12 protein-coding genes and 1 tRNA gene are annotated in these 12,731 nt (G+C 69.4%); 9 read left to right on the top strand and 4 right to left on the bottom strand.

From position 1 onward, the window contains the following. Window positions 1-17: 17 nt before the first annotated feature. Window positions 18-791, top strand: a complete 774-nt coding sequence (locus tag AW270_RS00500) for a class I SAM-dependent methyltransferase (RefSeq protein ID WP_169807233.1) — start codon at window positions 18-20, stop codon at window positions 789-791. Here the strand turns inward: AW270_RS00500 and AW270_RS00495 are convergent. After that, entirely contained in the window at window positions 745-1,644 is a 900-nt protein-coding gene (locus tag AW270_RS00495) for a bile acid:sodium symporter family protein (RefSeq protein WP_369408968.1), read from the bottom strand. The two genes, AW270_RS00500 and AW270_RS00495, sit on opposite strands and share 47 nt — an antisense overlap. A gap of 209 nt (window positions 1,645-1,853) precedes the next feature. Here AW270_RS00495 and chvE point away from each other — a divergent pair, with 209 nt between their 5' ends. From chvE to AW270_RS38290, 6 genes are read left to right on the top strand one after another with little or no spacing between them, the layout of a single operon-like run. After that, window positions 1,854-2,969 (top strand): multiple monosaccharide ABC transporter substrate-binding protein, encoded by a 1,116-nt coding sequence (gene chvE / locus AW270_RS00490; protein ID WP_157521593.1) that lies wholly within the window; start codon window positions 1,854-1,856, stop codon window positions 2,967-2,969. Beyond that, window positions 2,966-4,510, top strand: a complete 1,545-nt coding sequence (gene mmsA / locus AW270_RS00485) for a multiple monosaccharide ABC transporter ATP-binding protein (RefSeq protein WP_061288975.1) — start codon at window positions 2,966-2,968, stop codon at window positions 4,508-4,510. The genes chvE and mmsA overlap by 4 nt, the downstream gene beginning before the upstream one ends. Then, entirely contained in the window at window positions 4,507-5,754 is a 1,248-nt protein-coding gene (mmsB, locus tag AW270_RS00480; RefSeq protein WP_061288973.1) for a multiple monosaccharide ABC transporter permease, read from the top strand. Before mmsA ends, mmsB begins: the two co-directional genes overlap by 4 nt. Before the next feature lie 18 nt (window positions 5,755-5,772). Further along, a complete protein-coding gene (locus AW270_RS00475; RefSeq protein WP_061288969.1) occupies window positions 5,773-6,795 on the top strand; it encodes a LacI family DNA-binding transcriptional regulator in 1,023 nt (340 codons plus the stop codon). A 57-nt stretch (window positions 6,796-6,852) separates the two neighbouring features. After that, window positions 6,853-7,194 (top strand): DUF3147 family protein, encoded by a 342-nt coding sequence (locus AW270_RS00470; protein WP_061288966.1) that lies wholly within the window; start codon window positions 6,853-6,855, stop codon window positions 7,192-7,194. After that, window positions 7,191-7,652 carry a DUF3147 family protein gene (locus AW270_RS38290; protein WP_169807231.1) on the top strand — a complete coding sequence of 154 codons (462 nt, stop codon included), beginning with the start codon at window positions 7,191-7,193 and terminating at the stop codon, window positions 7,650-7,652. Before AW270_RS00470 ends, AW270_RS38290 begins: the two co-directional genes overlap by 4 nt. On the opposite strand, the gene AW270_RS00460 is transcribed toward AW270_RS38290, so the two are convergent. Together AW270_RS00460 and mdlC are read right to left on the bottom strand one after the other, a co-directional pair. Beyond that, complete coding sequence (locus tag AW270_RS00460; protein WP_218009040.1) at window positions 7,567-8,346, bottom strand: alpha/beta hydrolase; 780 nt, start codon at window positions 8,344-8,346, stop codon at window positions 7,567-7,569. The genes AW270_RS38290 and AW270_RS00460 overlap by 86 nt on opposite strands. 13 nt (window positions 8,347-8,359) lie before the next feature. Next, window positions 8,360-9,913, bottom strand: coding sequence for a benzoylformate decarboxylase (gene mdlC, locus AW270_RS00455; protein ID WP_061288960.1), 1,554 nt, complete (start codon window positions 9,911-9,913; stop codon window positions 8,360-8,362). A gap of 189 nt (window positions 9,914-10,102) precedes the next feature. Between mdlC and AW270_RS00450 the strand changes: the two genes are divergently transcribed. Next, complete coding sequence (locus AW270_RS00450) at window positions 10,103-11,296, top strand: Nramp family divalent metal transporter (protein ID WP_061288957.1); 1,194 nt, start codon at window positions 10,103-10,105, stop codon at window positions 11,294-11,296. Between the two features lie 101 nt (window positions 11,297-11,397). Here AW270_RS00450 and AW270_RS00445 read toward each other — a convergent pair whose 3' ends face one another. Then, window positions 11,398-12,438 carry a cupin domain-containing protein gene (locus AW270_RS00445; RefSeq protein ID WP_061288954.1) on the bottom strand — a complete coding sequence of 347 codons (1,041 nt, stop codon included), beginning with the start codon at window positions 12,436-12,438 and terminating at the stop codon, window positions 11,398-11,400. A gap of 197 nt (window positions 12,439-12,635) precedes the next feature. On the opposite strand from AW270_RS00445, the gene AW270_RS00440 reads away from it, so the two are divergent. Beyond that, window positions 12,636-12,707: transfer RNA gene (locus AW270_RS00440), tRNA-Ala, on the top strand. The last annotated feature ends 24 nt before the right edge of the window (window positions 12,708-12,731 follow it).

The following is a 12,731-nucleotide window of genomic DNA, read 5'->3' as shown; positions in this document are numbered from 1 at the left end:
GTGAGCAGGCTTCCGTGGTGGACTGGATCTCCGACGGGAAGGAGCGCGAGGTGGCCCCGAGAGACGACGACCTGTTCAAAGGCGCGGCCGAATACTACGAACTCGGCCGCCTGCCCTACGCCGCGCGGCTTCCCGAGGTGCTGGCCGAGGAGATCGGTCTCGGCCCCGAGTCGGTGGTGGCCGACATCGGCTGCGGGCCGGGTCCGCTCGCGATCGCGCTGGCCCCCTACTGCGGCCGGGTGATCGGCGTCGACCCCGACCCCGACATGCTGGCCCGGGGCCGCCGCCGCGACGCGTCGGTCACCTGGCTGCGGGCCCGCGCCGAGGACCTGGCCTTCGAGGCGGGCGAGCTCGACGCGGTCGTCTTCGGCCGCTCCTTCCACTGGACCGACCGGCCGCTGATGGCCGCCCGGCTCCGCGCGTTCGTCCGGCCGGGCGGCCATCTGGCGCTGGTCTCCGAGATGCACCGGCCCGGCCGCATCCCGCCGCAGGTCAAGGAGCTGATCGCCGAATTCCTGGGTGAATACCGGCGGCCGAAGCTCGACGACGAGGAGGAGGTGCTGGCGGCGGCGGGCTGGCGGGGCCCGCGACGGCTGACCGTCCGCACCGAGGGGACCCTGACCCGCGACCCGGAGACGCGGGTCGCCGAGGTCTACTCGATGTCGAGCTCCACCCGCCACCGCTTCGGCGCCCGGCTCCCGGAGTTCGACCGGCGGCTGCGCGAACTGCTGTCGGAGCCGGAGGTCATCCCGTTCCCGGCGACGCTGGCACGGATTTGGACGAATCCCTGACCGCGTAACCGAAGATCAATGTTGTCGCGAACATCAGCACTCCGTACACCGCCGGGGGGATCGCCATCGTCGAGTTGTTCAGCAGTGTCGGGCTGAGGGCGATGGTGATCGCCAGGGTGCTGTTGTGGATGCCGATCTCCATGCCCGAGGCGATGGCCTGGCGGCGCTCCACCTGGAACAGCCTCGGCAGCCAGTAGCCGATCGTCAGGCTGAGCGCGGAGAACAGCACGGCCACGGCGCCGACGGAGGCCAGGTGGTCGAGCAGCCGCTCCCGTTCCTGGACGATCGCGCCGACGATGACCGCGGCCAGGACCAGGGCCGACGCGATCCTGACCGGCCTGTCGGCCCGGTCGGCGAAGCCTTCTTTCCAGCGGCGGACCAGCATGCCGAGCACGACCGGGATCAGGACCAGCGCGAAGACCTGGACGACCTTGTCGGCCTGCAGCCCGAGCGCCTCGCCGCCGTCGACGAAGTGGGCGATCGAGAGGTTGACCACGAGTGGGAGGGTGAAGGCGGCCAGCACCGAGTTGACCGCCGTCAGCGTCACGTTCAGCGCGACGTCGCCGCCGAACAGGTGGCTGTAGAGGTTGGCGGTGGTGCCGCCGGGCGAGGCGGCCAGCAGCATCATGCCGACCGCGAGCAGCGGTTCGAGGCCGAACAGGACGACCAGCCCGAAGCAGATCGCGGGCAGGATCAGCACCTGCGCGACCAGCGCGATCACGACGGCTTTGGGGCGGCGGGCGACACCGGCGAAGTCCTGCCAGGTCAGCGAGAGGCCCAGGCCGAACATGATCAGACCGAGGGCGGCGGGGAGGGCGACGGTGGTGAGAATCGACTGTTGCAAGCGGAACACCGCATTTCTCAGGGGGTTCCGCCGGTTCTAACAGGGGCGGCCACGACGATCAAGCCCCCTGCGCCGCAGGAACGCGACGTCGTGAGCCTCTCGGGCGACACCCACGCGTAACTCTTCGGAGACAGCGGCGGCGCGGCTCCGGCGATCAAGGGTCATCGGATTTAACTGAACCGGTTGACATGATCAGTGTTAGCGATAACAGTACGGGGATGACGGACGTGAGATTCCCCCGAATCACCGCCATCCTCGTCCTGGCTTTTGCGCTGACCGCGTGCGGATCAACCCAGAAGACCGTCGACGTGGAGGCCTCCCAGCCGGCCGCCGCCGGCAGTGCCGGCACCCTGGTCGGAGTGACGATGCCCACCAAGTCGTCGGAGCGTTGGATCTCCGACGGCGACAACGTCAAGGCCGGGCTGGAGAAGCTCGGCTACCAGGTCGACCTCCAATATGCCGAGAACGACATCCCGACCCAGATCAACCAGATCGAGAACCAGATCACCAAGGGCGCCAAGCTCCTGATCATCGCCTCGATCGACGGGACCGCCATCACCACCCAGCTCCAGGAGGCGGCGGACAAGAAGATTCCGGTCATCGCCTACGACCGGCTGATCCGCAACTCGCCCAACGTCGACTACTACGCGACGTTCGACAACTTCAAGGTCGGTGTGCAGCAGGCGACCTCGCTGCTCAAGGGCCTGAAGGTGGACGAGTCGACCAAGGGGCCGCTGAACGTCGAGCTGTTCGCCGGATCGCCCGACGACAACAACGCGACCTTCTTCTTCAACGGCGCGATGTCGGTGCTCCAGCCGTACATCGACAAGAAGGTCCTGAACGTCAAGAGCGGCCAGCTCGACTTCAAGACGGTCGCCATCCTGCGCTGGGACCCGGCCACCGCCCAGAAGCGGATGGAGGACATCCTCACCAAGACCTACAGCGGCGGTGACCACGTCGACGGCGTGCTGTCCCCCTACGACGGACTGTCGATCGGGATCCTGTCGGCGCTGAAGTCGAACGGCTACGGCACCTCCGACCAGCCCTACCCGATCGTGACCGGGCAGGACGCCGAGCTGGCCTCGGTGAAGTCGATCCTCGCCGACGAGCAGTACTCGACCATCTACAAGGACACCCGCCAGCTCGCCGAGGTGACCGTGAAGATGACCGACGCCCTGCTCAAAGGCTCGACCCCCGAGGTCAACAACACCAAGGACTACGACAACGGCAACAAGGTCGTGCCGTCGTACCTGCTCGACCCGGTGATCGTCGACAAGTCCAACACCCAGACCCTCGTCGACTCCGGCTACTACGAGGCCTCCGAGTTGCAATGAGCGACCACATCCTTCGGATGCGGGAGATCACCAAGACCTTCCCCGGCGTACGGGCGCTCCAGGACGTGAACCTGTCCGTGCGCCGGGGCGAGATCCACGCGATCTGCGGTGAGAACGGCGCCGGGAAGTCGACGCTGATGAAGGTCCTGTCGGGGGTCTACCCGCACGGCTCCTACGACGGCGAGATCACCTTCGACGGCGAGGAGTGCCGCTTCGGCGGCATCCGCGACAGCGAGCAGCGCGGCGTCGTCATCATCCACCAGGAACTGGCGCTCTGCCCGCAGCTCTCGATCGCGGAGAACATCTTCCTCGGCAACGAGCGGTCCCGGCGCGGCCTGATCGACTGGAACCGCACCAACCACGAGGCGGCCCGGCTGCTCGAACGGGTGGGCCTGCGGGAACACCCGGTCACCACGGTCTCGGACATCGGGGTCGGCAAGCAGCAGCTCGTCGAGATCGCCAAGGCCCTGGCCAAGGAGGTGCGCCTGCTCATCCTCGACGAGCCCACGGCGGCCCTCAACGACGAGGACTCGGCGCACCTGCTCGACCTGCTGCGCGGCCTGCGGGCCGAGGGCATCACCTGCGTGATCATCTCCCACAAGCTCAACGAGATCGCCGCCGTCGCCGACCGGGTCACGATCCTGCGCGACGGACGGTCGATCGAGACCCTCGACATGCGCGCCGACGACGTGACGGAGGACCGCATCATCTCCGGCATGGTCGGCCGCGACCTGGAACACCGCTTCCCGCCGCACGAGCCGTCGATCGGCGAGGAGGCCTTCCGCATCGAGGACTGGACCGTCCACTCCCCCACCCAGCGGGACCGGGTGGTCGTCTCCAAGGCCAATCTGTCGGTACGCCACGGCGAGATCGTCGGCCTGGCCGGGCTCATGGGCGCGGGCCGCACCGAACTCGCGATGAGCGTGTTCGGCCGCTCCTACGGGGTCGGCATCTCGGGACGCGTCCTGCGCGACGGCCGTCCCGTGGAGATCAGGACCGTCCGCGACGCGATCACCCACGGCATCGCCTACGCCACCGAGGACCGCAAGCGCTACGGCCTGAACCTGATCGAGGACATCAAGCGCAACATCTCCGCCGCCGACCTGGGGAGACTCGCGAAACGGGGCTGGGTCGACGACAACGAGGAGTTCCGCGTCGCCGAGGAATACCGGCGCGACATGAACATCAAGGCCCCGAGCGTGCTGAGCGTCACGGGGAAGCTGAGCGGCGGCAACCAGCAGAAGGTCGTGCTGTCGAAGTGGATCTTCACCGACGCCGACGTCCTGATCCTCGACGAACCCACCCGGGGCATCGACGTCGGCGCCAAGTACGAGATCTACTCGATCATCAACCGGCTGGCCGACGCGGGGAAGGCCGTGCTGGTCATCTCGTCGGAACTCCCCGAGCTGCTCGGCCTGTGCGACCGCATCTACACGTTGTCCGCCGGTCGGATCACCGGCGAACTGTCCCGGCACGAGGCCACCCAGGAACGCCTGATGACACTGATGACCACGTTGAACAGCAAGGACCCGGCCCGATGAGCAGCATCTCCCCCACCGACGTCCCGACCGCCCCCGCCGGACCGCCGCCGGCGGGTCCCGCGCGGACCAGAGTCTTCGGGGTCTCGCTGAACATCCGGCAGAGCGGCATCTACATCGCGTTCGCGCTGATCGTGGTGCTGTTCGCGGTTCTCACCGATGGGGCGTTGCTGCAGCCGCAGAACATCTCCAACCTCATCGTGCAGAACTCCTACATCCTCATCCTGTCGATCGGGATGATCCTGATCATCATCGCCGGGCACATCGACCTGTCGGTCGGCTCGGTGGTCGCGGTCACCGGGGCGATCGCCGCCGTGCTCATGGTCGACTACGGCATTCCGTGGCCGGTGGCGCTGCTGATCACCCTCGTCGCGGGCGGGGTCATCGGGGCCTGGCAGGGCTACTGGATCGCCTATTTCGGGATCCCGGCCTTCATCGTCACGCTGGCCGGGATGCTGCTGTTCCGGGCGCTGACGCTGACCGTCCTGGGGAACCAGGGCATCGGGCCCTTCCCCGACCCCGTCAGGACGCTGTCGAACGGGTTCACCGACGGCTACATCGGCAACATCGGCCTCGGCGCGCTCGGCGGGGCCGACCTGTTCTCGCTGATCATCGGGGTCGTCGCCGTCGGGGGCATGGCGCTGTCGCAGTGGCGGACCAGGACCGCCCGGCTCGGCTACCGCCAGGCCGTCGACCCGCTGCCGGTCTTCCTGCTGAAGATCGTCGCGGCGGCGGCGGTGATCCTGTTCGTGGTGGTCCAGCTCGCCCGGTTCCGGAACCTGCCGTGGGTGCTGGTGCTGCTGACGCTGCTCGTGCTGGCGTACTCGCTGGTCACGACCCGGGCGGTGTTCGGGCGGCAGATCTACGCGATCGGCGGCAACCTGCAGGCGGCGGTGCTGTCCGGCATCAAGGTCAAGCAGGTCGTGTTCTGGCTGTTCGTGAACATGGGCGTGCTGGCCGCGCTGGCCGGTGTGATCTTCGCGGGCCGGCTGAACCAGGCCGGGCCGACCGCCGGCAACACCTTCGAGCTCGACGCCATCGCGGCGGCCTTCATCGGCGGCGCGGCGGTGCAGGGCGGCGTCGGGAAGGTCGTGGGAGCGATCACCGGCGGCCTGATCATGGGTGTGATCAACAACGGAATGTCCCTCATCGGCTCCCCGAGCGAGCGCGTGATGCTCGTGAAGGGTGTCGTGCTGCTGGCCGCGGTCGCCTTCGATGTATGGGCGAAGCGGCGTGCCGCTCAATAGGTCCTACGCTTGGATGTTATGACGACAACTTCCGGCGGCGGGCCGGCCGAGCGCAGCAAAGCGGCCGTCCTCGAAGACGTCGCCGGCCTCGCGGGCGTGTCCGCCATGACGGTCTCGCGTGTGCTCAACGCTCCTGAGAAGGTGCGTCCGGAGACCCGCGCGCGGGTGCTGGCGGCCGTCCAGGAGCTCGGCTACCGGCCCAACTTCGCGGCCCGTTCTCTGGTGACGGGCCGCTCGGGCGTGCTCGGAGTGGTCAGTTTCGACACCACTCTGTACGGCCCCGCCTCCACCCTCTACGCCATCGAACGCGCCGCCAGGGAGCACGACTACCTGGTCAACATCGCCAGTCTCGCCACGATGACCCGCAAGTCGATCGCCGAGGGCGTCGACCGGCTGCGCCAGCAGTCGGTCGACGGGGTGATCGTGATCGCCCCCCACGAGTCGGCCGTCGAGGGCCTGCGCGACCTGCCGCCCGACCTGCCCGTGGTCGACGTCGGCGGCGGCGAGCGGCTGGCCATCCCGGCGGTCGCCGTCGACCACCACTCGGGAGCGTTCCGGGCCACCCGGCACCTGCTCGACCTGGGCCACGAGACCGTCCACCACCTGAGCGGACCGGTCAACTGGATCGACGGCTACCACCGCATCCAGGGCTGGCGCCACGCCCTGCGCGACCGTGAGGCCCCGCCGCCGCTGGTCGGCGACTGGTCCGCCAACAGCGGCTACGAACAGGGCAAACGGCTGTGCCGCGACCCGTCGGTGACGGCGGTGTTCGTGGCCAACGACCCGATGGCGCTGGGCCTGATCAGGGCCTTCCGCGAGAGCGGGCGCAGGGTGCCCGAGGACGTCAGCGTGGTCGGCTACGACGACGTGCCGGAGGCGGCCCACTTCTGGCCGCCGCTGACCACCGTCCGGCAGAACTTCGCCACCCTCGGCCGCCAGGCGTTCCAGCTTCTGCTCGACCGGATGGTGGGCCTCGGCACCACCGAGCGCCGCACGGTCGAACCGGAACTGGTCGTGAGGGAGTCGACCAGCCGCCGGTAAACCCGAATTACCCCGCCCATGACCTGATCACAGTGCCCCAGCGGGCAACGATCTCCCATGGACGACGTGTGGCTGCTCGTGGCGCGGGGGGTGCTGGGGGGCGTGCTGGTGATGTGCTTCGCCCTCCTCGGGGAGGCGACCTCGCCGAAGCGCTTCGCCGGGATCTTCGCCGCTGCCCCGGCGGTGGCGATCGGCGGGATGACCATCACCGCCGTCGACGGGGGCGGCGAGGCGCTCCAGCGGTCGGGGCTGGGCATGATCGCCGGGGCGGTGGCGCTGGTGGCCTACTGCGCCCTGGCGGTCCCGCTGGTCAGGCGGTTCGGCGCGCTCGCGGGATCGGCGTGGTCGCTGATCCTGTGGGCGGCGGTGGCCTGGCTGGGCTGGATGGTGGTCTCGTGACGAGTCACAAGCGGGTCCGCTTCAAGGCCTCGCGGCTGCGGAACACCCGCTTCCGCGACCTCGCGATCCGGTTCGTCTTCGGCGCGGCCATCTCGGTGATCGCGGGGCTGGTCGGCCAGCGCTGGGGAAGGGCCGCCGGCGGCGTCTGGCTGGGCTTCCCCGCCATCCTCGGCGCGACGCTCACCCTCATCGAGGAGGAGGAGCACAGACGCGGCCCGGCCGCGAAGGACGCCATGGGCGCCATCCTCGGGGCGTGCGGCCTGACCGCGTTCGCGGTGTGCGTGTGGATGTTCGCGACCCGGCTCCCGGCGTGGCTGCTGCTGATCGTCGCCCTGGCCGTGTGGGCCGCGGTGTCCACGCTCCTGTACGACCTCAGCGAAGCGAGCAGATCGCGTCTTCGATCACGCGGGTCACCGCCTCCGGGTGGGAGACCAGGGCCAGATGCGACCCCCCGTTGAACTCGGTGACCTTCGACTTGGCCCGTTTGGCCATGGCCCGCTGCGACTCCGGCACGATGATCTTGTCGCCGGTCGCGATGAAGTACCACGACGGGATGGACCGCCAGGCGGGCTCCTGCGACGGGGTCGTGAACGCGGCCATCGCGGCGGCCCGCTGACCGGCCCAGAGCAGGGCCGACTCGGTCTTCGGCAGGTCCTGGCCGAAGGAGTTCTGGAAGACGTCCTTCTTCAGGTAGAGGTCGGTGCCGACCTGATCGTAGAGGGTCGCGGGCTCCCCGCCGAGGGCCGAGCCCTTGCCGCTGAGCTGCCCGGTGGTCTCGCCCATGTCGGGGGCGGCGGCGTCGACGTACACGAGCGCCTTGACGTCGCGGTCGCCGGTGGCGGCGTTGGTGATGACCGAGCCGCCGTAGGAGTGGCCGACCAGGACGACCGGGCCCTTGACCGTGTTCAGGAAGTCGCGCACGGTCTCGGCGTCGCTCGTCAGGCCGCGGAGCGGGTTGCCGATGGCGCGGGCGTCGTATCCGGCCTTCTGGAGCGCCCGGACCTCGCCGTTCCAGCTGGACGTGTCGGCCCAGGCGCCGTGGATCAGGACGACGGTGGGTTTGACCGGGCAGACCCGCTGCTGCGCGGCCTCGGCCGGGACGGCGTTCGTGGTGGTCAGGATCATCGCGAGAGCCAGGATCGTTTTCGGCACTTCTCCCCCAGGGTCAGCGCTGGTCGACGAGCACCAGGCGGGGTTCCTCCGCGTGGATGCCCTCGTGGACGAACTCGGTGAGGTCCTTGAGCGTCTCGGCGTGGCGGGTCTCGATGCCGTAGCCCCCGGCGACGGCCAGCGGGTCGATGCCGCCGAGGTCGAGGTAGTCGCCCCGGGGCACCCCCAGCAGGTCGGCGAACTGCTCCAGCGCCCGGTAGCGGTGGTTGTCGCAGATCACGAAGGTGACCGGGACGTGGTGGCGGGCGGCGGTCCACAGGGCCGAGGGCGTGTAGTGCATCGCGCCGTCGCCGATCAGGGCGATGACCGGGCGGTCGGGGCGGGCCAGCGACAGGCCGATCGCGGCCGGCAGGCCCCAGCCGAGGCCGCCCGCCGCCGGGTAGAACAGCGACTTCGGGCGCGTGAGGGTGAGCCGGTCCCTGATGAGGTCGGCGGACGTCCACTCGAAGGCGATCATCGCGTTGGCGGGTTTGCCCTGGTCGACGGCGTCGAGGATGGCCTCGGCGGTGAACGGCTCGGGTTCGGCGAACAGGCGGCTCCCGGGCAGCGGGCGGTCGCTCCTCTCGCACAGCCCGACCAGTCTGACCAGGGCGTCGCCGGGGTCGCCGACGAGGATGCGGCCCATGGGGGCGCGGGCGGCCTCGCCGGGGTCGTCGGTGATGGCGTACAGGCGGGTCCCGCTCGGCAGGAAGTCGGCCTGACTGGGGGCGTGGTAGCGGAAGACGGGCGCGCCGACGCAGAGCACGACGTCGTGGCCCCGGAGCCGGGCCGCCAGCGCGCCGGCCGCCGACGGGAGAATGCCCTGGTAGCAGGGGTGGCGGGTGGGGAACGGCGCTCTCGGGGCGCTGGGGGCGGTCCAGACCGGGATGCCGATCTTGTCGGCCAGCGCGACGGCCGCCTCGAACCCCTCGTCGGTGTCGGCGCCGGGGCCGAGGACCAGCACGGGCGTCTCGGCGTGGTCGAGCGCCTCGACCACCTCGTCGAGCGACCGGACGACCGGGGTGCCCTCGACCGACCGGGCCATGAGGTGGGTCAGCGCCGGTTCGTCGGCGGGCCGGCTCCAATCGTCCAGCGGGATCGACAGATAGACCACACCTCGCGGTGAGCTCCGCGCGAGCATCAGCGCCTTGGAGAGCAGAGCGGGGCCGTCCTGCGGGCGCAGCGGCTCACCCGACCACTTGACCAGCGGATCGGTCAGTCTCGTCGGGTCGACGTTGGTGAGCATGCTCTCGACGGGGACGTAGCGGCGGGCCTGCTGCCCGGCCAGCACGACCATCGGCGTGTGGCTCGCGGCCGCGTTGGTGAGGCAGCCCATGGCGTTGCCGGTGCCGGCGGCGGCGTGCACGTTCAGGAAGCCGGTCGTGCCGCTGGCCTGGGCGAACCCGTCGGCCATCGCGATGGCGGCGCCCTCCTGGAGAGCCAGGTAGTACGGCAGGTCGCCGGGCAGCCCGGTCAGGAAGGACAGCTCGTTGGATCCCGGGTTGCCGAAGACCGCCTTCACGCCGTGGTGGCGCAGCACCCGGTAGAAGGCCTCCCGCACATCAGCCATTTTCTACATATATCCGGAATTGCGGGCCTTATTACCTCGCGTTTCATTACTTACACGACGCGGGAACATTTGACTCGGTGTGGCGATTTCAACTACCCGACAATTAGGGAAATCACCATGATTGCTCGCCCCAATCCCACTAAATCCGGCATACATCAATCATCACGGAAAATTCCCGCGCTGACCTCCATGTTGGGCCCGGCGTTCGTGGCGGCCATCGCCTACGTCGACCCCGGGAACGTGGCCACCAACCTGACCGCCGGGGCGACCCTCGGCTACCTGCTCGTCTGGGTCGTCGTGGTCGCCAGCCTCGTGGCGATCCTGGTGCAGTTCCAGGCGGCCAAACTGGGCATGGCGACCGGGCTGAGCCTGCCGGAGCTGTGCCGGAGGCGGTTCAGCAGGCGCGGCAGCCTCCTGCTGTGGGCGCAGGCGGAGATCGTCGTGCTCGCCACCGACCTGGCCGAGTTCGTCGGGGCGGCCATCGGGATGCAGCTGCTGTTCGGCATGCCCGTCTGGCTGTCGGCGATCACCACGGCGGTGATCTCCCTGGCCATGCTGGAGATGCGGCGCAAGGGGCGAACCCGCCCGTTCGAGCTGATGAGCGCGGCGGCGCTGATGTTCGTCGGCGCGGGGGTCGGCTACGACATCATCGCGACCGGCCATCAGTCGGCGGCCGGGCTGGCAGCGGGGCTGGTGCCCAACCTGGGTGGTGCGGGCGCGCTGCTGCTGGCCATGGGCATCGTCGGGGCGACCGTCATGCCCCACGCGGTCTACCTCCACTCCGCGCTGGTGCAGGGGCGCGGGATGACGACCGAGGCGGCCCGCGCCCAGCCGGGGCTGGTCCGGCGGATCCTGCGGTGGGACTGCTCGCTCGCCCTCGGCGTGGCCACGGTCGTCAACGTGTCGATGATCGCCCTCGGCGCGGGGCTCGGGGTGGCGAGCGGCGGCGCCTGGACCGGCGACCTGCCGGCCGCCCACGCCGAACTGGCCGCGCGGGCCGGGGGGCTGGCGGCGCTGGCGTTCGCGGTGGCGCTGCTGTCGTCGGGGCTGTCGTCCTCCGGCATCGGGACGCTCGCCGGTGACGTCGTGATGCGCGGGTTCCTCGACGTGCGGGTGCCCGTCCACCTGCGCCGGATCGTGACGATGACCCCGGCCGTGCTGGCGCTGCTGTCCGGGGTCCCGCTCACCGACCTGCTGGTGCTGAGCCAGGTGGTCATCTCGCTCGGCGTTCCGGTGGTGCTGTTCCTGCTCGTGTACTTCTGCCGCGACCGCGCGCTGATGGGCCCGCTGGTGAACGCGCCCCTCACGACGTGGATCGCCGGCGTCGCCGCCGCGGTCGTCGCCCTGCTGGGCTGCTCGCTGCCGATCACGATGCTGCTGTGATGACCGTCCGGGCGAAACTGCGGATCTGCGTGGTGCTGGCCGCCGTCTGTCTCCTCCTGGACGCCGACCTCCGGCTCACCGTGGTGCTGTTTCTGCTGGCCCTATTTGCTCACGGGGTCGCTCGGATTGACGCGCGGCACGAAGAGCGGGTCGACCGGGGTGAAGGGGAATTCCGGCAGCTCCCTTTCGGGAATGGCGAAACTCGCGGCGAGGACCTCGCGTGAGAAGGCCGTCGCGGTGGCGCGATAGCCGATGTCGGCGGGCATCGGCTGGTCGAAGAAGATGAGGAACTGGATCTCCTCGTCGCCGATGACCTCGATGTGGTGCGGGTAGGCGCGCGGCACGAAATAGAGGTCGCCGGGGCCGAGCAGGTATTCGTCGAGGCCGAGGTCGGGGTCGAGCACCCGCATCCGGGCGTGGCCCTTGGCGACGTAGCCCATCTCGGCGGTGACCGGATGCCAGTGCGGCTCCCGCATCCCGCTCTCCTTGACGCGCAGCGAGTACATGGAGATGTCGTCGAGCGCGGCCCAGAACTGTGAGCGCGCCATCCGCGCGTCGCCGTAGGGGTAGGTCAGCACCGGCGCCTGGCTCTCGATGTCGAACAGCCGGGCGTTGGTCATCCTGGCGTTGACCGGGACGTCGACCGACCCGTTCCGCCGCACGATCTGCTGGGCCGGCGTCCGGTCGAACGCGGCGAACGCCGAGGCCTGGAGCTCGAAGGTGTTGCCGAGCACCGCGTCGGTCATCGCGTTGAAGCTGTCGCGGACCGAGAAGTGCTGCGGGCGCTCGTTCCGCAGGGCCAGCACCAGTTCCGCCCGGTCGGGGCCGATGTTCTCGATGTGGTAAACCGCGCCCGACTCGACGTGGTACATCTGCCCGGCCTCCACGACGAACGTCGCGAAGGTGTCGACGTTGCCCAGGATCGAGACCAGCACCGTGCCGGAGACGCAGTAGCCGAGCTGGTTGGCGTTGACGTTCCACTGCGGTTCGCGGATCGCGCCCGGCTCCAGCACCAGCCGCTTGAGCGAGAGCCGCTCCAGGATCGGCATCACCTTCTCGTCGACCATGGTGATCGACCCGAGCTCGTTCTCGAACATGGGCCGTACCTTCGCCAGCGACGTGATGTGAGGCGATTTGCGCATGGGTCTTCCCCCTGAATACCGAACTGTTTTCCCAGGTTAAGCAGCATGTGTCCGGCATCTCCGGAAGGACACGCATGGGGCGCCGCGGCCGGTCGACGCGTCTCCCGCGAAGGAGGAGGAAGCAGGCCGGTCGCGTCTTTCCGGATACGCGAACAAGATCCGGATTGTCGGTCAGGTGCGCTAGCCTTTCCGGCGGCACGGTCGTAGCGCAGAGGTCGTCGCGCCCCAATGCGATGCGGAGGACGCCGGTTCGAATCCGGTCGGCCGTGTCATTTTTCTTCGCCGGAGGGGGA

The sequence above is a fragment of the Herbidospora cretacea genome (genome assembly GCF_001570605.1).
GTDB classification, from domain to species: Bacteria; Actinomycetota; Actinomycetes; order Streptosporangiales; family Streptosporangiaceae; genus Herbidospora; species Herbidospora cretacea.
The sequence above is the reverse complement of the archived record's forward strand: the minus strand, read 5'-3'. Positions and strand labels throughout refer to the sequence as shown.

Bases quoted from the DNA above. Each gene is read 5' to 3' on its own strand.
- chvE (WP_157521593.1), top strand. From the start codon at position 1,854: ATGACGGACGTGAGATTCCCCCGAATCACCGCCATCCTCGTCCTGGCT.
- mmsA (WP_061288975.1), top strand. From the start codon at position 2,966: ATGAGCGACCACATCCTTCGGATGCGGGAGATCACCAAGACCTTCCCC.
- mmsB (WP_061288973.1), top strand. From the start codon at position 4,507: ATGAGCAGCATCTCCCCCACCGACGTCCCGACCGCCCCCGCCGGACCG.
- AW270_RS00475 (WP_061288969.1), top strand. From the start codon at position 5,773: ATGACGACAACTTCCGGCGGCGGGCCGGCCGAGCGCAGCAAAGCGGCC.
- AW270_RS00470 (WP_061288966.1), top strand. From the start codon at position 6,853: ATGGACGACGTGTGGCTGCTCGTGGCGCGGGGGGTGCTGGGGGGCGTG.
- mdlC (WP_061288960.1), bottom strand. From the start codon at position 9,913: ATGGCTGATGTGCGGGAGGCCTTCTACCGGGTGCTGCGCCACCACGGC.
- AW270_RS00450 (WP_061288957.1), top strand. From the start codon at position 10,103: ATGTTGGGCCCGGCGTTCGTGGCGGCCATCGCCTACGTCGACCCCGGG.
- AW270_RS00445 (WP_061288954.1), bottom strand. From the start codon at position 12,438: ATGCGCAAATCGCCTCACATCACGTCGCTGGCGAAGGTACGGCCCATG.